Annotated in this window: 18 protein-coding genes; 11 read left to right on the top strand and 7 right to left on the bottom strand. The window is 62.6% G+C overall.

Annotated features, from left to right (window positions below):
- Positions 1 to 235: 235 nt before the first annotated feature.
- Positions 236 to 1480, top strand: a complete 1245-nt coding sequence (locus CQW31_RS27970) for an MFS transporter (RefSeq protein ID WP_099815937.1) — start codon at positions 236 to 238, stop codon at positions 1478 to 1480.
- Positions 1481 to 1607: 127 nt separating this feature from the next.
- Here the strand turns inward: CQW31_RS27970 and CQW31_RS27975 are convergent, their stop codons facing one another.
- Positions 1608 to 3155, bottom strand: coding sequence for an AmpG family muropeptide MFS transporter (locus CQW31_RS27975; protein WP_099815938.1), 1548 nt, complete (start codon positions 3153 to 3155; stop codon positions 1608 to 1610).
- A 43-nt stretch (positions 3156 to 3198) separates the two neighbouring features.
- The gene (locus CQW31_RS27980; protein WP_099815939.1) at positions 3199 to 3552 is read right to left on the bottom strand and encodes an MGMT family protein; all 354 of its coding nucleotides are present in this window, start codon (positions 3550 to 3552) and stop codon (positions 3199 to 3201) included.
- A gap of 153 nt (positions 3553 to 3705) precedes the next feature.
- On the opposite strand from CQW31_RS27980, the gene CQW31_RS27985 reads away from it, so the two are divergent.
- The 5 genes from CQW31_RS27985 to groL all read left to right on the top strand — a co-directional run bounded on the left by CQW31_RS27985 (position 3706) and on the right by groL (position 8305).
- Complete coding sequence (locus CQW31_RS27985; RefSeq protein WP_099815940.1) at positions 3706 to 4716, top strand: DUF481 domain-containing protein; 1011 nt, start codon at positions 3706 to 3708, stop codon at positions 4714 to 4716.
- 93 nt (positions 4717 to 4809) lie between these two features.
- Positions 4810 to 5541, top strand: coding sequence for a HugZ family protein (locus tag CQW31_RS27990; RefSeq protein WP_099815941.1), 732 nt, complete (start codon positions 4810 to 4812; stop codon positions 5539 to 5541).
- Positions 5542 to 5608: 67 nt separating this feature from the next.
- Positions 5609 to 6070: an FxsA family protein gene (locus CQW31_RS27995; RefSeq protein ID WP_099815942.1), complete on the top strand. Its 462-nt coding sequence runs from the start codon at positions 5609 to 5611 to the stop codon at positions 6068 to 6070.
- Positions 6071 to 6321: 251 nt separating this feature from the next.
- Positions 6322 to 6615 (top strand): co-chaperone GroES, encoded by a 294-nt coding sequence (locus CQW31_RS28000; protein WP_054884602.1) that lies wholly within the window; start codon positions 6322 to 6324, stop codon positions 6613 to 6615.
- Positions 6616 to 6664: 49 nt separating this feature from the next.
- Positions 6665 to 8305, top strand: coding sequence for a chaperonin GroEL (groL, locus tag CQW31_RS28005; protein ID WP_099815943.1), 1641 nt, complete (start codon positions 6665 to 6667; stop codon positions 8303 to 8305).
- Positions 8306 to 8363: 58 nt separating this feature from the next.
- On the opposite strand, the gene CQW31_RS28010 is transcribed toward groL, so the two are convergent.
- The gene (locus tag CQW31_RS28010; RefSeq protein WP_099815944.1) at positions 8364 to 9092 is read right to left on the bottom strand and encodes a phosphatase PAP2 family protein; all 729 of its coding nucleotides are present in this window, start codon (positions 9090 to 9092) and stop codon (positions 8364 to 8366) included.
- 180 nt (positions 9093 to 9272) lie between these two features.
- On the opposite strand from CQW31_RS28010, the gene colR reads away from it, so the two are divergent.
- From colR to CQW31_RS28035, 5 genes are all read left to right on the top strand, one after another.
- Positions 9273 to 9956: a two-component system response regulator ColR gene (gene colR, locus CQW31_RS28015; protein ID WP_003255215.1), complete on the top strand. Its 684-nt coding sequence runs from the start codon at positions 9273 to 9275 to the stop codon at positions 9954 to 9956.
- On the top strand, positions 9946 to 11247 hold the full coding sequence (locus CQW31_RS28020; protein WP_054884599.1) for a HAMP domain-containing sensor histidine kinase: 1302 nt from the start codon (positions 9946 to 9948) through the stop codon (positions 11245 to 11247). Before colR ends, CQW31_RS28020 begins: the two co-directional genes overlap by 11 nt.
- Positions 11248 to 11354: 107 nt before the next feature.
- Positions 11355 to 12035: a class I SAM-dependent methyltransferase gene (locus tag CQW31_RS28025; RefSeq protein WP_099815945.1), complete on the top strand. Its 681-nt coding sequence runs from the start codon at positions 11355 to 11357 to the stop codon at positions 12033 to 12035.
- Between the two features lie 6 nt (positions 12036 to 12041).
- Positions 12042 to 12743, top strand: coding sequence for a lipopolysaccharide kinase InaA family protein (locus CQW31_RS28030; RefSeq protein WP_054884597.1), 702 nt, complete (start codon positions 12042 to 12044; stop codon positions 12741 to 12743).
- Positions 12740 to 12958, top strand: coding sequence for a hypothetical protein (locus CQW31_RS28035; RefSeq protein ID WP_054884596.1), 219 nt, complete (start codon positions 12740 to 12742; stop codon positions 12956 to 12958). Before CQW31_RS28030 ends, CQW31_RS28035 begins: the two co-directional genes overlap by 4 nt.
- 204 nt (positions 12959 to 13162) lie before the next feature.
- Here CQW31_RS28035 and CQW31_RS28040 read toward each other — a convergent pair whose 3' ends face one another.
- The 4 genes from CQW31_RS28040 to CQW31_RS28055 form a co-directional block, all read right to left on the bottom strand.
- A complete protein-coding gene (locus tag CQW31_RS28040) occupies positions 13163 to 16207 on the bottom strand; it encodes a multidrug efflux RND transporter permease subunit (RefSeq protein WP_099815946.1) in 3045 nt (1014 codons plus the stop codon).
- A gap of 13 nt (positions 16208 to 16220) precedes the next feature.
- Entirely contained in the window at positions 16221 to 17369 is a 1149-nt protein-coding gene (locus CQW31_RS28045; protein ID WP_054884594.1) for an efflux RND transporter periplasmic adaptor subunit, read from the bottom strand.
- 223 nt (positions 17370 to 17592) lie between these two features.
- A complete protein-coding gene (locus tag CQW31_RS28050) occupies positions 17593 to 18690 on the bottom strand; it encodes a DUF1513 domain-containing protein (protein ID WP_054884593.1) in 1098 nt (365 codons plus the stop codon).
- 2 nt (positions 18691 to 18692) lie between these two features.
- Positions 18693 to 19757 (bottom strand): imelysin family protein, encoded by a 1065-nt coding sequence (locus CQW31_RS28055; RefSeq protein ID WP_054884592.1) that lies wholly within the window; start codon positions 19755 to 19757, stop codon positions 18693 to 18695.
- Between the last annotated feature and the right edge of the window lie 13 nt (positions 19758 to 19770).

Below are 19770 nucleotides of genomic sequence, written 5' to 3' on the forward strand. Positions count from 1 at the left end.
TCGGCGCTTTGGTGGAAGGGGTGGGGCGATGTCTCCCACGGTCTGTACTGCTGCTAACAGTCAGAATCGGGCATTTAGTCCCACCACCCCTTCAAGTCTAACCATACAAGCGGGCGTGCCCGCGAAGGGGCGCGAAGCGGCCCCGGCTATTTCTGTTCCCTTACACTTGTTCACAGCAATTCCCCGGCATTTCTGGCATATAGCCTGTCCCCCAGCCTGCACCTGATACACCATCATGAAACCACTGCTGTACATCACTCCGCTTCGGGCTCTGCTGTTCGGCCTGACCCTGGCCCTGTTCGAGCTGCTCACCTACCTGGCCAGTGACGCCGTGATGCCGGCCATGCCGGTGGTTGTCGAGCACCTGAATGCCAGCCCCGAGTACATCCCCCATGCACTCAATCTGTACCTGCTCGGCGGCGTGGTGCTGCAATGGCTGATCGGCCCGCTGGCCGACCGCTATGGGCGCCGTCCACTGTTGCTGGCCGGCTGCGCGTTTTTCGGCGGCGCCTGTCTGGCCACCTATTGGGTGCAGGACATCGGCCTGTTCAACCTGCTGCGCCTGTTGCAGGGCATCGGCCTGGGCTTCGTGGTGACGGTCAGCTACCCGGCACTGAACGAGTCGTTCAGTGAAGCGGACGCGGTGCGCATGATGGCGTTGCTGGCCAACATCGCCCTGCTGTCGCCGCTGCTCGGCCCGCTGGTCGGTACCCTCATGCTGCAATGGCTGGACTGGCGCTGGCTGTTCGTAGCCTTTGCCATCGGCGCGGTGTTGTGCTGGTTGCTGCTGCATCGGCTGATGCCGGAAACCCTCGGAGTGGAGCGTCGCGATGGTTCACGTCTGCCGTTCACCCCTATCCACCTGCTGCCACTGCTCGTCGGTTACGGCCAGTTGCTGGCCAACCGCAAGTTCGTTGCCGGCAGTGCCGCGCTGGGTCTGGTGGGCTTGCCGCTGATTGGCTGGATCGGCCTGTCGCCGGTGCTGCTGATCCACGATGAGGGGCTGAGTACGATGGCCTATGCGCTGTGGCAGTTGCCGGTGTTTGGTGGGCTGATCCTGGGCAACCTGATCATCAACCGCATTGCCGACCGCTACCCGCTGCCGGCCTTGGTGCGCGGCGCGCTTGGGCCGTACCTGGCCGGCTTGTGCCTGATGGTGCTGGCGACCTGGTTGTGGCCGACGGTGACCAGCGTGGTCGCTGGCATGTCGCTGTATGCGTTGGGGCTGGGCGTGGCCAATGCGGTGCTGTACCGCATGACGCTGTTCGCCAGCGAGCAAAGCAAGGGGCTGGTGTCGGCGATGCTGGGGATGATCACCATTGCCTTGCTGGGGCTGGGCGGGGCGGTTCTGGCGATGATCGGGGCGGGGGCGAGCCTGTTGCAATTTGCCCTCGCGGCTGGCGTTGCAGGTGCCCTGGCACTTTGGCCGCTCTGGTTCGTGGTAGGAGGGCGGCCTGGGGAAAGTGCCGCCGCTCAATAACTGTCGTTGCCTTTGCCGGCCCTTTCGCGGGTGAACCCACAGGTACACCCCTGCTTTCAAGGCAAGTGGGGAACCTTGTGCGAGCGGGTTCACCCGCGAAGAGGCCGGTACAGGCAGCGGAGAAGGATCAGGGCTGCTCGGCCGCCGGGTTATCCGCCGGCACCTGCTTTCCCCGGCTCACTTCCTGGCGCCAGTGCAGCGCGATCAGGATCAGCGTGGGCACGCCCAGCAAGGCAGTGATCAGGAAGAAGTCGTGATACCCGTACTTCTCCACCATCACCCCTGAATAGCCGCCGATCAGGCGTGGCAGCAACAGCATGATCGAACTGAGCAAGGCATATTGCGTGGCCGAGAACTTCAGGTTGGTCAGGCTCGACAGGTAGGCGACGAACGCCGATGTCGCCAGGCCCGAGCTGAAGTTGTCCAGCGAAATGGTCACCACCAGCATTTCCAGGTTCGGCCCCATGTCGGCCAGCATCAGGAACAGGATGTTGGTGGCCGCCGAGGCCGCGCCGCCGATGAACAGGATCGGCAGGATGCCGAAACGCACGATCAGCAAGCCGCCGACGCCTGCACCGACCAGGGTCATGATCAGGCCGAAAACCTTGCTGACGCTGGCGATCTGGTCCTTGGTGAAGCCCATGTCGATGTAGAACACGTTGGCCATGACGCCCATGACCGTGTCCGACATGCGATAGGTGGCAATCAGGCCGAGCAGCAACAGGGCCTGCCAGCGGTAGCGGGAGATGAAGTCGTGCACCGGTGTCAGTACCGGGGCCAGGCCACGCCGGCCCATGCTCGAAAGGCAGGCCCAGGTCAGCAGCACGTACAGGATCAGGCGCAGGAAGGCACGGTCTTCCAGCAGCAGGTCGAGAGGCGTCGCATCGCCGGAAATGACGCTTGACCAGCCGGTGTTGAACATCTGGGTAAAGCTGGCCGGCACCGACACCAACAGGATGATCAGCACGAACACCGAGGCCATCTGATGCATCAGGCCATAGCGTGCGGCCGACAGCTGGGTGCGCATTGGCACCGCTGGTTCACGCATCACCAGGGTGGTGAACAGTGCCGGTAGCATCAACACACCGAACAGCACGTAAGTACCGGCCCAGGCCTTGTGCAGGTAGCTGAAACCGGTGGAGCCGAACCATTCAGCGAAGAACAGCGCGCCTGCTGTCGCGAGCAGGGCGGCAACCCGGTAGCCGGCCATGTAGCTGGCGGCGAGGGCCGCCTGGCGCTGGTCGTCGGCAATCTCCAGGCGATAGGCATCCACGGCGATGTCCTGGGTGGCCGAGGCAAAGGCCACCAGCACCGCCAGGGCGATCAGCCAGGAAAGGTGTTGCTGCGGGTCGCACAAGCTCATGCCGACCAGCCCGATCACCACCAGCGATTGCGACAGCAACAGCCATGAGCGTCGTCGCCCCAGGCCGCCAAGCAGCGGCAGGCGCCACTGGTCGAGCAGCGGTGACCAGACCCATTTGAAGGCATAGGCCAGGCCGATCAGGCTGGCGTAGCCAATGGTTTCACGGGCCACGCCGGCTTCACGCAGCCACACCGACAGGGTCGAGAACACCAGCATGTAGGGCAGGCCGGCGGCAAAGCCCAGCAGCAAAAGTACCAAGGTTGACGGGCTGGCATAGGCAGCAAGCGCAGCGCGCCAGGTTTTACGGGGCATGGGCCAACATCTGCCTCAAATTTGCGAAAACAAAGCGCGCACTCTAACCGCTGTGCTCCATCGGACGCCAGCCATGGAGCGTCAGATCCACACGATTATTGGTCACATTCACGCCCTCTGCGCGCAGTCTGGCCCGCTGTTCATCGCCCGAAGGCGTGCCCAGCGCCAGGCTCAGCCGCCCGCCAGCACCGAGTACCCGGTGCCAGGGCAGGCGCGTGTCGGCTGGCAACTGCCCAAGGATACGCCCGACCCAACGTGCCGCCCGCCCAAGCCCCGCCAGCTCGGCGAGCTCGCCGTAGCTGACCACCTTGCCCTCTGGTACCTGGCCAAGCACCGAATACAGCGCCGTTCGTCGGGCTTCGGGCGATGCCAGGGTGTGCTCATATCCCTCAGACATCAGGGCTGCCCTAGCCTGGGATGAAACCGGACGAATGGTTGCGGCAAATGAGAGTTGAACTCAACGGCATGCTCCTGGGTCAGTCCTTGCTCTGGTCGGTGGTATCTGGATAATGCCCGGCTTTTTTCGTCAAATCGAACCTGTAGCGCGCTTATGTATTCTAGATCCTTGCTTTGCCTGTTGACCGCTTCCCTGTGCGCCAGTCCGGTGTTCGCCGACACCGTGTGGATGAAGAACGGCGACCGGCTCAGCGGCAAGATCCGTGTATTCGACGGTGGCAAGCTGCTGCTGGAAACCCCCTATGGCGGCTCGATCTCGCTGGACTGGAAACAGGTCCAGACCCTGGAGAGCGACCAGGAACTGCTGGTCAAGCAGGACGCCTATAGCGGCGAGAAGGCCAAGTCGCTGAAGGCTGCCGAGCCAGGCAAGGTGACCCTGGCCAACGGCGATGCGCCGAAGACGGTCGACCTCGCCAGTGTCCAGCAGATCATGAAGCCAAAACCGCTGGTCGAGGACTTCATCTGGAAAGGCAACGTCGACGTCGCCATGGACTACAAGCGTGCCGAGACAGACAGCGATGACTACGACGTCGACTTCAAGACTACTGCCCGCCACGGTCGCTGGCGGCACAATGCCGAAGGCGAATACAACCGCGAATCCAAGGACGACGTCACCACCACCGACAACTGGAGCGCCGAATACGCGCTCGACCGCTTCATCACCGAGAAGTGGTTCTGGCAGGGGCGCATGGAGTACAAGCGCGACCGCATCGAAGACCTCTCCCGCCAGCGCACGATTGGTACCGGCCCTGGCTACCAGTTCTGGGACGATGAACTGGGCGCGTTCTCGCTGGGCTCGCTGATCAACCGTATTGATTTCGAGTACCAGGACGGCGCCAAGGACAACTTCTACTCGGCAGCGGTGAAGTGGGACTATACCCGCTACCTGATCGGCAAGAACGTCCAGCTGTTCACCAATGGCGAGTTCGCCAAACCGCTGGGCGGCGTGGCCGACTACGCGCTGGATGCCGAAGTGGGGCTGCGCTACAAGGTCACCGAATGGGCTTCGCTCAACCTCAAGGCAGAAAAGGACATCATCACCGGGACGCGCGACAGCGATCTGGACAAGACCCGCTATACCGCAGGGTTCGGTGTGGCCTGGTAAATCGTCGGGGACTGCACAGCAGCCCCATTGGCGCTGGCAGCTGACAATGCTTATCTTGTCAGCATCCAGTCCGCCGTCAGGAGCCGCCTTCACGTGAGTACCAACGCCATTCGTCCCGCCCGGGAACTGCTGCTCAAGGAATACCGCGGCGTGCTTTCGACCCATTCCAAGTCCATGCCTGGCTTCCCGTTCGGATCAGTGGTGCCGTACTGCCTGGATGCCCAGGGCAATCCGCTGATCCTGATCAGCCGCATCGCCCAGCACACTCACAACCTGCAGAAAGACCCCAAATGCTCGCTGCTGGTCGGCGAGCGCGAAGCTGAAGACGTGCAAGCCGTCGGCCGCCTGACGGTGATGGCCGAGGCGCACAAGCTGGTCGACGAGGCTGCCATCGAGGCCGCCGCCGAGCGCTACTACCGCTACTTCCCCGATGCCGCCAACTACCACAAGGCCCATGATTTCGACTTCTGGGTCTTACAGCCGGTGCGTCATCGCTACATTGGCGGCTTCGGTGCGATCCACTGGCTCGACCAGGTCACCCTGGCCAATCCCTTTGCGGGCAAGGCCGAGGCGAGCATGATCGACCACATGAACAGCGACCATGCCAATGCCATCGCTCATTATGTCGCGCTGAGCGACCTGCCGCGCAGCGTGCCGGCACAGATGGTCGGCATCGACAGCGAAGGCATGCACCTGCGTATCGGCCAGGGCATCTACTGGTTGGCATTTCCCGCGCCTTGCAACACTCCGACACAAGTCCGCGAAGCCCTGGTTCTGCTGGCGCGCGCCGACCAATGGCCGACTGCGAGTGAAGTCGAGGCTTGAAATAGCGAGCGCATGCATCCATCTGTAGGTCTTACAGGAAGGGTCTCTTCCGACGAGGAATGCTTTGATGCGTGCTTTTCTACTGCTGTTTCTCCTGTTTCCGGTGCTGGAGTTGTTCGTTTTCGTCAAGGTTGCCGGCGCCATCGGTTTCTTTCCGGCGCTGCTGCTGATCATCGCCGGCTCTGCATTTGGTGTGCTGGTGGTCCGCGTGGCCGGCCTCGCCACCGCCCTGCGTGCCCGTGAAAGCCTGCAGCGCGGCGAACTGCCCGCCGAGGACATGTTCCAGGGCCTGATGCTGGCCGTGGGTGGTGGTTTGCTGCTGTTGCCCGGCTTCATCAGCGATGTGCTGGGCCTGCTGTGCCTGCTGCCGTTCACCCGCCATCTGGCGGCGCGCAAGATGCGCCAACGCGCCGAAGCCCAGGCCATGCGCCAGCGTGCGTTCCAGGACGAGCCGTTCCAGGCACCGCCGCGTGACGGCGGCCATCGGCCGAACGTGATCGAAGGCGAGTACGAGCGCCGCGATCAATAATCAGAACTGTATCTTCCGGGGCCGCGCAAGCGGCCTCGGTCTTTTTGAGTGCCCTGAAATTTTTTGCATATCAAGCCTTGTAATTGCATATGGCGGCCTCATGTATGTGGTCACCGCAAGGTTTCTGGTGGTAACACCAGTCATGACAAAGGTGGTTCGCCCTTTGCGGGCCACCCCCGGCATCGCCGGATTGCATTAACCCGCCGGTTTCGTACCGGCCGATGAAAACCACTATTTGGGAGAGATCGACAATGAAGCTTCGTCCTCTGCATGACCGCGTAGTCATCCGTCGCAGCGAAGAAGAATCGAAAACCGCTGGCGGTATCGTCCTGCCGGGTTCGGCCGCAGAAAAACCAAACCGCGGTGAAGTCGTTGCAGTTGGCACCGGTCGCGTTCTGGAAAACGGCGAAGTACGTGCGCTGGCCGTTAAAGTCGGTGACAAAGTGGTATTCGGCCCTTACTCGGGCAGCAACACCGTGAAAGTCGATGGCGAAGACCTGCTGATCATGGCCGAGAACGAAATCCTCGCCGTTATCGAAGGCTGATTTTCCCCGACTTCCCGTTACTCCAAAGATTTTCAAGGATTAAACGATCATGGCTGCTAAAGACGTAAAATTCGGCGATTCCGCTCGTAAGAAAATGCTGGTTGGTGTCAACGTTCTGGCTGACGCAGTAAAAGCGACCCTCGGCCCGAAAGGCCGTAACGTAGTGCTGGCCAAGAGCTTCGGCGCTCCGACCATCACCAAGGACGGCGTTTCCGTCGCCAAAGAAATCGAGCTGAAAGACGCCTTCGAAAACATGGGCGCCCAGCTGGTCAAGGAAGTTGCTTCCAAGGCCAACGACGCTGCCGGTGACGGCACCACCACCGCTACCGTTCTGGCTCAGGCCATCGTCAACGAAGGCCTCAAGGCCGTCGCTGCCGGCATGAACCCGATGGACCTGAAGCGCGGCATCGACAAGGCCACCGCCGCCGTTGTCGCCGAGCTGAAGAACCTGTCCAAGCCATGCGCCGACTCCAAGGCCATCGCTCAGGTAGGCACCATCTCCGCCAACTCCGACAACTCCATCGGTGAAATCATCGCCGAAGCCATGGAAAAAGTCGGTAAAGAAGGCGTGATCACCGTTGAAGAAGGCTCGGGCCTGGAAAACGAACTGTCCGTAGTAGAAGGCATGCAGTTCGACCGTGGCTACCTGTCGCCATACTTCGTCAACAAGCCGGACACCATGGTTGCCGAGCTGGAAGGCCCGCTGCTGCTGCTGGTCGACAAGAAGATCTCCAACATCCGTGAGCTGCTGCCAGTTCTGGAAGCCGTTGCCAAGGCCGGCCGTCCGCTGCTGATCGTTGCCGAGGACGTGGAAGGCGAAGCCCTGGCTACCCTGGTAGTCAACAACATGCGCGGCATCGTCAAGGTTGCTGCGGTCAAGGCCCCGGGCTTCGGCGACCGCCGCAAGGCCATGCTGCAGGACATCGCCGTCCTGACCGGCGGCCAGGTCATCTCCGAAGAAATCGGCCTGACCCTGGAAACCACCACCCTGGAGCACCTGGGCAACGCCAAGCGCGTCATCCTGTCCAAGGAAAACACCACCATCATCGACGGTGCTGGCGTTGACGCCGACATCGAAGCTCGCGTCAAGCAGATCCGTGCCCAGATCGAAGAAACCTCTTCGGACTACGACCGTGAGAAGCTGCAAGAGCGTCTGGCCAAGCTGGCTGGCGGTGTTGCCGTGATCAAGGTCGGTGCTGGCACCGAAGTTGAAATGAAAGAGAAGAAAGCCCGCGTTGAAGACGCCCTGCACGCTACCCGTGCTGCCGTCGAAGAAGGCGTGGTGCCTGGCGGTGGTGTTGCCCTGGTTCGCGCCCTGGCAGCCATTGCCGATCTCAGAGGCGACAACGAAGACCAGAACGTCGGTATCGCCCTGCTGCGTCGCGCTGTAGAAGCGCCGCTGCGCCAGATCACTGCCAACGCCGGCGACGAGCCAAGCGTTGTCGCTGACAAGGTCAAGCAAGGTTCGGGCAACTACGGCTACAACGCCGCTACCGGCGAATACGGCGACATGATCGAGATGGGTATCCTCGACCCAGCCAAGGTCACCCGTTCGGCTCTGCAAGCCGCAGCTTCGATCGGGGGTCTGATGATCACCACCGAAGCCATGGTTGCCGACCTGCCGGAAGACAAGCCAGCTGCTGGCATGCCTGACATGGGCGGCATGGGTGGCATGGGCGGCATGATGTAAGCCAGCCTTACCCCCTGCACCAAGAAAAAGCCCCGCCTAGTGCGGGGCTTTTTCATTTTCAGGCGACGCGATGCTCGGCGGCTGGCACCTCGACCATGCCCTTGCGGTACAGCACCAGGTAATACGAGCCCAGGCCAATCAACCAGCAGAACACGGCGGTCCACACGTTATGCGACAGGAAGTGCGCCCCCTGCAGCATCCGCCCCAGCCCCAGCGCCGAGCCCGCCACCAAAGCCACCCCGAACGCCACCCGCGCCAGCTTCGGCTTGCGATCACGCAGCATGAAGAACAGGCCGAACAGGCAGAAACCGGTGGCGGCATGCCCACCTGGCCAGCACAGGCCTGGCTTGTCGGTTGCCGGGCGATGTTCCAGCAGCTTGCTGTAGGTTTCCTTGCCGCCGAACTGGGTCAGGCTCCAAGGGCATTGCACCTGGGTCACCTTCTTCAGCGGCGTGACGAAGGCGGTTGAAAGCCCCAGCGCCAGCACCAGGCAACCCAGCTCGCGGCGCCAGCTGAACAGGCGCTTCCAGAAGAAGCTCGAGGCGAACGCGCCCAGCGAGATCAGGCCAAGCAGGATCACGCCTTGCTTCACCCGGTCATGCATGACGGTTTCCAGCAGATAACTGTGACGCCCGATGAACTGCCCGGCGGCGGGGTCGTAGAACAGGTTGGCGACGTCCATGTCGACCGAGGTCAGTTCCAGCAGGAGCAGGGTCGCGGCAACCGCCAGCGGTATGCCCAGGTACAGCCAGAGGTTGATCGGACGCGGACGAGTGCGTTGTTGCATGACAGCTCCAGGGGGTAAAAAGACCGGGCATTGTCATGCGCCCGCTATTCTCTGTCCGTGAAGGATCAGTGAAAAAACTGTCAAGTTCGCTGAATTTGCCCCAGGGCTGGCACAGTACCGGCGATGGCCTTAAGCTGCGCCTGCCGCGCACCGTAGCGAAGCGCCGCACAGGAGAACCCGATGCGTATTCTTTTGGTTGAAGACAACCGCGATATTCTTGCCAACCTTGCCGATTACCTGGGCATGAAAGGCTACACCGTCGACTGCGCCCAGGATGGTCTGTCGGGCCTGCACCTGGCCGCCACCGAGCATTACGACCTGATCGTGCTCGACATCATGCTGCCCGGTATCGATGGCTATACCCTGTGCAAGCGCCTGCGCGAGGATGCCCGCCGTGACACCCCGGTGATCATGCTCACGGCCCGCGACCAGCTGGACGATCGCCTGCAAGGCTTCCGCTCTGGTGCCGATGATTACCTGCTCAAGCCCTTTGCCTTGTCCGAACTGGCCGCGCGCATCGAAGCGGTGCTGCGCCGGGCCCAGGGCGGCGGGCGCCGTACCCTGCAGGTCGCGGACCTGAGCTACGATCTCGATACGCTCGAAGTGACCCGCCAGGGCCGCCTGCTCAAGCTCAACCCGGTCGGCCTCAAGCTGCTCGCCGTACTGATGCAGAAAAGCCCGCACGTGCTGCGGCGCGAAGTGCTGGAAGAAGCCCTGTGGGGTGATGATTGCCCTGATAGCGACAGCCTGCGCAGCCATGTGCACCAGCTGCGCCAAGTGATCGACAAACCGTTTGAAAAACCGCTGCTGCATACCGTCCATGGCGTCGGCTATCGCCTCGCCGAGGGCCGCGATGGAGTTTAAGCAAAGCCTTGCCCAGCGCATCATCATCGCCTTTGCGTTGATGAGCGCGCTGGTGGCCGGCGCCTTCGCCTTCGGTATCGTCGCCACCGTGCATTTGGTTGAGGAGCGCCTGATCTCATCGGTGCTCGGCGGCGACCTGCAGCGCCTGCTGCGCATGGACAGCGTCAGTGACTGGAGCCACCGGCCACGGCCTGACCAGCTTTTCTACTTCAGTGGCGGGCGCGATGATTTCGAGCTGCCCAAGGACTTGCGCCACCTCGATGTGGGCTTCCATGAAGTATTCCGCGACCAGTTGTCCTACCACGCGATGGTCGAGATCGTCGATGGTCGCCGCTACGTACTGCTGCAGGACCAAAGCGATTTCGAAGAGCGCGAGCGGGTGCTGTTCGCCGTGGTGGTGGTGGGCTTCGTGCTCAGCCTGGTACTGGCCGTGGTGCTCGGCTGGTTACTGGCGCGCAGGGTCATGGCACCGGTCATCCGCCTGGCGCGCCAGGTTCGCCATCGTGACCAGTTGCTCGGCCTGGCGCCGCCTTTGGCACCGGACTACGCGGCCGACGAAGTCGGCCAGTTGGCGGCGGCGTTCGACGATACCCTCGGCCGGCTGCGTGATGCACTGACCCGCGAGCGCTTGTTCACCAGCGATGTCAGCCATGAGCTGCGCACACCGCTGATGGTGCTGGCCACCTCGTGCGAACTGCTGATGGAAAACCCCAATCTGGATACCCGCTCGCGCAACCAGGTAGAGCGCATCGCCCGCGCCACGGAAGAGATGCGCGAGCTGGTCAAGACCTTCTTGATGCTGGCGCGTGCCCAGCGTGACCAGGGAGCCGTGGCGTCCCAGGCAACCCTGCGCGAAGTCGCCGACGACTTGATCGGGGTGTGGCGCGATACCATCGAGCAGAAGGGCCTGGCGCTCTACTATGATGGCCAGGTCAGTGCAGGCCCATTGCTGTACAACGCCACCTTCCTGCACTCGGTGATGGGCAACCTGCTGCGTAATGCCGCGCATTACACGGATAGCGGTTATATCCGCCTGAGCCTGGAGCTCAACGGCTTCAGTGTCGAAGACAGTGGCGTGGGTATCCCGGAGGAAAAGCGCGAGGCCATGTTCCAGCCTTTCGTGCGTGGCGAGGAGCGGCGTGGCGAAGGCCTCGGCTTGGGCCTGTCGCTGGTACAGCGGATCTGCGATGACCAAGGCTGGCGGGTGACATTGACTTCGACGTCGCCGCACGGCTGCCGCTTCCAGGTGGACCTGAGCCAGAGTGCGGAAAAGACCGATCCCACCCTGTAATATGATGAAACAGTCCTGCCGTTTGGTGACGTTATTTTCACATTGGCATGACCTGTTTCCCACGATTTGTTACCTAAGGTAGGCGCATTGAAGATAGGAGCCTCTCGATGCGCAGCCCGATCAAACTCGAATTTTCCGAGAAGTACGACCAGCAACATGCCCAAGCGTATTTCCTCAAGCATCAGGATGGACTGGCACGACGCCTGTCCCACAAGCGCGACGAGCATCTCGCCCGTCGGGCCCTGACGCTGGCCGGCGAACCGGGCCTGGTCCTTGATCTGCCCTGCGGAGCGGGCCGATTCTGGCCGCTGCTGGCGGAAAAGCCGAACCGGGTGATCATCGGCGCCGATAACTCCGAGGCGATGATCAAGACCGCCTGTGCCGCACAACCGCCAGAAGTGGTGGCGCGGGTACGCCCTTTGCAGACTTCGGCGTTCGCGATCGATTTGCCGGATAATTCAGTCGACAGCATTTTCTGCATGCGGCTGTTTCACCATATCGGCCAAGCGGCTCATCGCCAAACCATTCTTGACGAGTTTCAAAGGGTTAGCCGTGACAGCGTAATCCTGTCATTGTGGGTGGACGGTAACTTCAAGGCTTGGCGCCGCCAGAAGCTCGAGCAAAAGCGCAGTGCCAACGGCGAGCAGGGCAGCTATCAGAACCGTTTCGTGTTACCGGCAGAAACGGTTGAAGCAGAATTCAAGGCCGCCGGCTTCAGAATCCAGGAGCGCCTCGACTTCCTGCCGTTCTATGCCATGTGGCGGGTATATGTATTGCGTAAGGGGTAGTGTTTGATGGCTGTAGCCCAAAATGGGGAGTCGCGGTTCGATTATTACTGGCGCCAGCAAGGTGAATGGGTCGAGGAACCCAACCAGCGGCGCGGTGGTGAAAGTGGCGTACAACGTCTGAGGGATGGCAACGGCAAGGTGCTGTATGCCAAGCGTCAGGTTGGCCATATCTATCGCAGCCTGTTACACCCATTCGGCAGGCCGACGGTGTTGCGCGAGCTCGATGCACTGAACAGCTTCGAACAACTCGGCGTGCGCGTGCCACGTATCGTGTTTTGTGGTGCCGAGCGTGATCCTGAGCATCAATGGCGTGCGCTGCTGGTCAGCGAGGCGCTGGATGGCTTTGTCGAGCTCGACACCTGGCATGCCGAAGGTGCGCGCGAGCGTTATCCCCAGGTGGTGCATGAACGCATGCTCAAGGACCTGGCCGACAACCTGGCGCGCATGCACCTGGGGCATTGGCAGCATGGCTGCCTGTACGGCAAGCACGTCTTCATCAAGGTCATCGGCGCAGGTGAGCAGGCCCGCGTCGAGGTAGCACTCCTGGACCTGGAAAAGTGCCGACGACGCATCAGCTGTCAGCGGGCTGCGGGCAACGACCTGCGTCAGCTGCGCCGCCACTCGTCGCTAAATGACACGGAATGGCAAACGCTGCTCTATTTTTACCAGATGGCGTTTGGCAGCGCTGTCAAAGGGTTAGGGCAATGAAACTAGAAATAGCTCGAGCTTTGTTCCTGGTGGCTGGGTTGGCTGTGACCACGGCGGCGGTAGCTGCCTGGGAAGAGCCGCGGCCTGTGGTGTTCAGCAAGGCTGGCCAATGCGCGGTGCCGCATACGGTCAAGCAGCAGAACAAGGCCGAGCCGGACCAGGATCTGCTGTTGTTCCTCTTTGGAATGCGCCAGGGGCTACGGCCATTTGGCTGATACAGCTCGAGCAAGATAAAGGCCTCGCCGATGCGAGGCCTTTGTTTTTTCTGTGTGCCTCACCGGCTCTTCGCGGGCAAGCCCGCTCCCACACGGATCGCGCCAGCTTAAAATTGAGCAAGACAGTTGCTCCTGCAGGGCCAGCACATTGCTCAAGGGGTACGTTATCTCTGTGGGAGCGGGCGTGCCCGCGAAGGGGCCGGATCAGGCGACAACAGACTCCTTGGCTGCTGATTTGTGTGCCAGCAAGGTGTAGATACACGGCAACACGAACAGGGTAAACAAGGTCCCGATCGACATCCCGGTGGCAATCACCGTGCCGATGTCGAACCGGCTGACTGCCCCGGCACCGGTAGCCAGAATCAGCGGCACCATGCCGAACACCATGGCCGCCGTGGTCATCAGCACCGGCCGCAGGCGAATGGCGGCAGCCTCCTCGATGGCCTGGCGGATGCTCAAGCCCTGTTCCTCTCGCAACTGGTTGGCAAACTCGACGATCAGGATGCCGTGCTTGCTGATCAGGCCGATCAGGGTCACCAGCCCCACCTGGGTATAGATGTTCATGCTGGAAATGCCCAGGAACAGCGGAAGCAGCGCGCCACAGATCGACAAGGGTACGGTCACCAGAATCACCAGCGGGTCGCGGAAGCTCTCGAACTGCGCGGCCAGTACCAGGAAGATGATCGCCAATGCCAGGCCGAAGGTCACCCACAGGGCGCTGCCCTCCTGAACGTACTGCCTGGCCGCCCCGGCATAGTCGAAGGCAAAGCCCTCAGGTGCTTCTTCCCGGGCGATATCGCGCACCGTCTGCAACGCCTCGCCAATGCTGACCATCGGCACCCCTTGGATGATCGCCGAGTTCAGCTGCTGGAACTGGTTGAGCTGGCGCGGGCGGGCCCGGTCACGGAGCGTGATCAGCGTCGACAACGGTAGCAGCTGCCCTTGCTCGTTCTTCACGTAGTAGTTGTTCAGCCAGCCGGCGTTGTCCCGGAAGGGCCGCTCCACCTGGGCAATCACCTTGTAGCTGCGGCCTTCGAGGGTGAAGCGGTTGATTTCAGCCTCGCCCAGCAGGGTGGCCAAGGTACTGCCCAGCGTATCCATGGACACACCCATCTGCGCCGCCTTGGCCCGGTCGATGTCGACCACCACTTCTGGCTTGTCGAAGGCCAGGTCGATGTCGAGGAAAGCGAACTTGCCTGATGCCTGCGCCCTCTGCTTGACCCGCTGGGCGACTTCCAGCAGGGCAGGGTAGTCCCCGGCGGTGTTGATCACGAACTGAAACGGCAGGCCTTCGCCGGTACCCGGCAGCGACGGCAGGTTGAAACCGAAGATCTGCAGCCCACCGATCTGCTCGAGTTTGGCCTGCACCAGCGGCAGCAGCTCCATCTGCGTGCGTTGGCGTTCGTTCCACGGCTTGAGCAGAAAGCCACCGATGCCGCTCTGCACGCCGTTGAAACCGTTTATCTGGAACGACGAGTAGTACTCGGGGAAACTCTTGAACAGCGGCGTGAACTGGTCGGTGTAGGCATTCAGGTAGTCGAGGTTGGCCGGCTGTGGCGAGCTGCTCATCATGAAGATCACGCCCTGGTCCTCGTTGGGCGCCAGTTCGTTCTGGGTGAACTTGAGCAACAACGGGATCAGGCACAGGATGATCACGGCGAACACCAGTACCACCGGGCGGCTGTCGAGGGTAGCGTGCAGCACGCGCTGATAACGCAGCTTGAGGCCGTCGAACAGCACATCGAGCCGATGGGCCAGGCCGCTGGGGTTCTGCTCCTGGCGCAGCAGCAGGGCGCACATCATCGGCGACAGGGTCAGGGCGACGATGCCGGAGATCACCACCGCCCCGGCCAGGGTCAGGGCGAACTCCTTGAACAGCGCACCGGTGAGCCCGGTGAGAAAACCGATGGGGGCGTACACCGCGGCCAGGGTGATGGTCATCGACACCACCGGCATGGCGATCTCCCGTGCGCCCTCCAGGGCCGCGTCGAAGGGGGACTTGCCTTCCTCCATGTGCCGGTGAATGTTCTCTACCACCACGATGGCGTCGTCCACCACCAGGCCGATGGCCAGCACCATGGCCAGCAGCGTCAGCAGGTTCAGCGAGTAACCCATCATCTGCATGAAGAACAGCACGCCAATCATCGACAGCGGAATGGTCACCACCGGGATCAGCACCGAGCGCAGGGCGCCGAGGAACAGGAACACCACCACGATGACGATCAGCACCGCTTCGCCGAGGGTCTTGATCACTTCGTCGATGGAGGCCTGGATGAACAGTGTGGCGTCGTAGGCGATCGATACCTTCAGCGCCGAAGGCAGCTGGCTCTCCAGCTCGGGCATGATGCGCCGTACTTCCTTGATCACGTCCAGCGGGTTGGCTGCCGGAGTGGCCTTGATGCCGATATAGACAGACGGCGTGCCGTCGAACGAGCTGACCGTGTCGTAGTTTTCCGCGCCCATTTCCACACGTGCCACATCACCCAGCAGTACCCGGCTGTCGCCGGACACCTTGAGCGGCAGGGCGGCAAAGGCTTCGGCCGATTTCAGCTCGGTGCTCGCGTTGATGCTGGTGACCACGTATTCGCCCTTCACCTCGCCGGCGGCGGAGAGGAAGTTGTAGCGGCGCACGGCATTGGTCACGTCGCTGGCGGCCAGGCCGAAGCCGGCCAGTTTCACCGGGTCGATCCAGATACGCATGGCGAACACCTGGTTGCCAAGGATTTCCGCCTCGGCCATGCCGGGCAAGGTGGCAAGCTTGGGCTGGATCACCCGCGACAGGTAGTCGGTGATCTGTGGGTTGCTCATATCCTTGCTGTAGAAGCTGATGTACATCAGTGCCGAGGCGTCGGCGGCCTCCTTGCTGAGCACCGGGTCTTCGGCGTTCTGCGGCAGCTGGTTGCGCACTTCGTTGGCCTTGGCCAGCAGTTCGGTGAACAGGCGGTCGCTGTCGGCGCCGACGCGCGCGTAGATGGAAATCACCGAGAAGTTCTGGCGGCTGACCGAGGTCATGTAGTCGATGCCTTCGGCACTGGCCAGGCTCTGTTGCAGCGGCTGGGTGATGTAGCCCTGAATGGTCTCGGCGTTGGCCCCGGGGTAGGCGGTGGTCACCGTGATCAGGGCGTTCTCCATTTTCGGGTACTGGCGGATCTGCAGTTTGTGCCAAGCCTGGAAACCGAGCAGCAGGATCAGCAGGCTGACCACGCTGGCCAGCACCGGGCGGCGGATGAACGGGTCGGTGAACGCCATGCCTGCCTCCTGCTCAGTCGCTGCGCGGTGCGCCCTGTTCGGGCTTGAGCGCGCTGTCCTGGCCAATCCGGATTGCCGCTCCAGGGGTCAGCTTGAGCTGCCCGGCGGTGACCACCTGCTCCCCGGCCTTGAGGCCTTTGCTGACCACCACCAGCCCATCGCGGCGTTCGCCGGTCTGTACGGTGCGCTGTTCGGCGCTGAGCTGTGGCTCGCCCTTTTCGTCGGTGACGGGGTTGCCGTCCTTGTCCTGCTTCGGCGTGGCGACGTACACCGAGTTGCCATAGAGGGTGTAGGTGATTGCGCTTTCCGGCACGACCACCTCGGGTTGCGGGTCGGGCAGCAGGATCAGCAGGTTGGCGAACATGCCTGGCAGCAGTTTGTCTTCCGGGTTGGCCAGGGTCGCGCGAACCAGCAGGTTGCGCGTGTTCTCATCGACCTTGGGGTTGATCGCGCTGAGGCTGGCCGGGAAGGTCTGGCCAGGGTAGGCGGCCACCTGCACCAGCACCTGCTGGCCCAGGCTCAGGCGCGGCAACGCCTGCTCTGGGACGTTGAAGTCGACGTACAGGCTGGACAAATCCTGCAGGGTGGCAATCACCGTGCCGGCGGCCAGGTACTGGCCGATGTCCACCTGGCGAATGCCGATGGTGCCACTGAACGGCGCGTTGATGCTTTTCTTGATCTTCTGCGCCTTGAGCTGTTCAACCACCGCCTGATTGCGCCGGTACTGGGAGGACAGGCGATCGAATTCACCGCGGGAGATGGCGGCATCACCGACCAGCTGGCTGCCGCGACCGAAGTCGACCTTGGCCAGCCCCAGGTCGGCCTGGGCAGTGCCGAGCAGGGCGGTTTCCTGGTCGTCGTTGAGCTGCAGCAGCGGTTGCCCGGCTTTGACCTTCTGCCCGGAGTCGAAGTACAAGGCCTTGACGATGCCCTCCACTTCCAGGCTCAGTTCGACGCCTTGCAGGGCCTTCAGGCTGCCGACGGCAGGCAGGCGCTCCTGCCACTGGCGCTGTTCGGCCGGGGCGGCCGCAACAGTGATGGGTGGCCTGGGCGCAGAGAACATCTGGATCTGTTGGTAGATCGAGAAGCCCTTGTAGCCCCCCAGGGCCAGCACGATCAACAGAACGACAGCCAACATGATGAGCATGCGGCGGCGTAGCATAAGTCCGGTTCCTTGGATGCGTGATTGTTATTCGCTCGAACACGACAACGGGCGATCCTGCCCACGTGCGGATGGAGGAAGTATTGCAGAAGGGGGAGGAGATTGCCTGTGCCGGCCCTTTCGCGGCTAAAGCCGCTCCCACAGGGACCGCGTAGTCAGAGGGTGCGCGGTCCCTGTGGGATCGGGCGTGCCCGCGAATAGGCCGGCACAGGCGGCAGAAAAATCAGACCAGATGCAGGTGGTTGTCCCAGAACCCGGACGGCAGGTCCATCGGTTGCCCGATGAGCTCGGCCTTGCGGCAATCGTAGAAGCGGCAACGACCCTGCCCGGACGTCACGACAAATCCATCCTCGACCGCACCGACCCCGGCGCAATCGGGCATCGGGGCATCGAGCTTCACCGCACCGCTGTCCAGGTCCCAGACGAACAGGCGGTTGGCCCGCGGTGCGGTCAATGCTACCAGGCGCAGGTCGCTGTGGATGGCGACGCTGGCGGTGTACTGGGCCATCGATTGCAGCTGGCGCTCCGGCACCGGGAAGGCCTTGAACGGCTCGCCCGGGCGCTTGATCGCCAGCAGCTCGGCGGTTTCGTCGGCAGCCCCCATGAACTGCTGGCAGGCGGCAATGGTGCCATCGTCGCCCACTGCGAGGTGGCGCACGCTATTCATCTGCTGGGCCAGGGTTTCCTTGCTCAGCAGGGTGCCGTCGCGCTGCATCAGCACCAGGCTGGGTTCCATGGCGTCGAGGTTCATCTCGACCCGGCTCTCGGCCTCGGTGCGGATACCGCCGTTGGCCACGACCAGGGTTTCGCCGTCCGGCAGCCAGGCCAGCTCGTGGGGGCCGATGCCATGGGTCGGGATCTCACCGCTGTGCACCAGGCGCTCGCCCTCGAAACGGTACACGCCGAGCACACCGCGGCCTGGGTCGGTGGTGTCGTTTTCGGTGGCATACAGCCATTCGCCACCCTTGTGGATCACCGCATGGCCATAGAAGTGGCGGTTTGGTTGCGAGGTGATGGTCTGCAGCAGGCGCCCATCGCGCAGGTCGACCAGATAGCTTTCGGTACCGGGGCGACGGGCGACGAACAGGGCGATCGGCAGCTCGGGGTGGTTGATGATGGCATGGCAACGCTGGGCGACCTGGGTGCTGAACACCTGGGTGCCGTCCAGGCGGAACCCGACCGCGTAATGCTTGCCGTCGCCATCGTCCCGCGCCGACAACAGCAAGGGTTCGCTGCCTTTGTTGCGCAGCAGGCTCCAGCCGCCCAAGGTCAGGGCGCTGAGCAATACGCTACCGAGTTTGAGGGCCTGGCGTCGCAGCATGATCAGTCACCGTCGTTGGCATTGAAGCCCAGCTGGATGTTCAGCGCCTTGGCCAGGTCGCCTTCGTGCAGGCGGTGGACGGCGTTCAGAGCATCGTAGATCTGATTGAGGGTCTGCTGCCCGGCGTCGTCGGCCAGCAGCTCGCCGAGGGTCTTCTGGTTGTCGGCCAGCAGTTTGAGCGCCGTAGCGTAGGCGTCGTCGATCTTCTGCGCCAGGGGTTTCTGATCGCTGGGCAGCAGGCCGCGCAGGCCCTGGTTGTCGACCCCGACCCACACCGCCTGGGCGGCCTTGAGGGTGGCTTCCAGGCTTTTCAGCGAGGAGTGGCTGCGCCAGGCTTCGGCCTGCAGCGGTTGTGGGATGCCCTTGCTCTGCCGGCCCATGGGGGCGCCCAGCTTCTTCTTCAGGGTATCCAGGGCGGTAACCTGGGAGCGCAGCAGGTCGGCGATCGCCTCGTGGGAGTCGGCGTAGCGCTGGTTGGGGAACTTGGTCATCTGCGACAGCATGCCGTCGGTGCTGTTCCAGGTCTTGAGAATATCCTCGGCCAGGGCCTTCTGGTGATCGGCAATGGCGACCAGCAGCGGGCAATAGCGGGCCTTCTGCTCGGCAGTGGCGATGTCTGGCTTGCTGTCGAAAAGGATGTACTCGTAAGCCGACAGGCCGCGTACCACGACGCTGGCCTTGCCCAGGGCGGCGGCATCGACCGGCTTGTCGCCATTGACCAGCTGCTCGACCTGGCGGCCGACCAGGTTCTTCTTGTCCGGCCAGAATTGTACCTGCCAGGCGCGGTTGCCTTCGGCCAGCGGGCCGACCAGCAGCGGTTGCAGTTCGGCCCAGGCTTTTTGCGCATTGAGGAAATCGGCGCGGGCGGTGTCCAGGCTTTCCTTGCCCTCACAGTAGGCCAGGGCGCTGGCGGCCAGCTGGCGGTCGGCTTCGACCCAGCGGCTGTAGGTCGGCAGGATCACCTGCTTGGCGATGGCGGCGGAAGTCACTGCCTGCGGGTCCTGCGGCGAGCAGGCACCCAAGGCGAGTGCGGCGAGGCTGGTGAACAACAGTTTGGGTCGGAACATGCCCGGCTCCTTG

Source organism: Pseudomonas sp. 382, from assembly GCF_002759075.1.
Classification (GTDB): Bacteria; Pseudomonadota; Gammaproteobacteria; order Pseudomonadales; family Pseudomonadaceae; genus Aquipseudomonas; species Aquipseudomonas vlassakiae.

Excerpts from the sequence above, each read along its gene's own strand:
- CQW31_RS27970 (WP_099815937.1), top strand. The coding sequence starts at position 236 with ATGAAACCACTGCTGTACATCACTCCGCTTCGGGCTCTGCTGTTCGGC.
- CQW31_RS27975 (WP_099815938.1), bottom strand. The coding sequence starts at position 3,155 with ATGCCCCGTAAAACCTGGCGCGCTGCGCTTGCTGCCTATGCCAGCCCG.
- CQW31_RS27980 (WP_099815939.1), bottom strand. The coding sequence starts at position 3,552 with ATGTCTGAGGGATATGAGCACACCCTGGCATCGCCCGAAGCCCGACGA.
- CQW31_RS27985 (WP_099815940.1), top strand. The coding sequence starts at position 3,706 with ATGTATTCTAGATCCTTGCTTTGCCTGTTGACCGCTTCCCTGTGCGCC.
- CQW31_RS27995 (WP_099815942.1), top strand. The coding sequence starts at position 5,609 with ATGCGTGCTTTTCTACTGCTGTTTCTCCTGTTTCCGGTGCTGGAGTTG.
- CQW31_RS28000 (WP_054884602.1), top strand. The coding sequence starts at position 6,322 with ATGAAGCTTCGTCCTCTGCATGACCGCGTAGTCATCCGTCGCAGCGAA.
- groL (WP_099815943.1), top strand. The coding sequence starts at position 6,665 with ATGGCTGCTAAAGACGTAAAATTCGGCGATTCCGCTCGTAAGAAAATG.
- CQW31_RS28010 (WP_099815944.1), bottom strand. The coding sequence starts at position 9,092 with ATGCAACAACGCACTCGTCCGCGTCCGATCAACCTCTGGCTGTACCTG.
- colR (WP_003255215.1), top strand. The coding sequence starts at position 9,273 with ATGCGTATTCTTTTGGTTGAAGACAACCGCGATATTCTTGCCAACCTT.
- CQW31_RS28020 (WP_054884599.1), top strand. The coding sequence starts at position 9,946 with ATGGAGTTTAAGCAAAGCCTTGCCCAGCGCATCATCATCGCCTTTGCG.
- CQW31_RS28025 (WP_099815945.1), top strand. The coding sequence starts at position 11,355 with ATGCGCAGCCCGATCAAACTCGAATTTTCCGAGAAGTACGACCAGCAA.
- CQW31_RS28030 (WP_054884597.1), top strand. The coding sequence starts at position 12,042 with ATGGCTGTAGCCCAAAATGGGGAGTCGCGGTTCGATTATTACTGGCGC.
- CQW31_RS28035 (WP_054884596.1), top strand. The coding sequence starts at position 12,740 with ATGAAACTAGAAATAGCTCGAGCTTTGTTCCTGGTGGCTGGGTTGGCT.
- CQW31_RS28040 (WP_099815946.1), bottom strand. The coding sequence starts at position 16,207 with ATGGCGTTCACCGACCCGTTCATCCGCCGCCCGGTGCTGGCCAGCGTG.
- CQW31_RS28045 (WP_054884594.1), bottom strand. The coding sequence starts at position 17,369 with ATGCTACGCCGCCGCATGCTCATCATGTTGGCTGTCGTTCTGTTGATC.
- CQW31_RS28050 (WP_054884593.1), bottom strand. The coding sequence starts at position 18,690 with ATGCTGCGACGCCAGGCCCTCAAACTCGGTAGCGTATTGCTCAGCGCC.
- CQW31_RS28055 (WP_054884592.1), bottom strand. The coding sequence starts at position 19,757 with ATGTTCCGACCCAAACTGTTGTTCACCAGCCTCGCCGCACTCGCCTTG.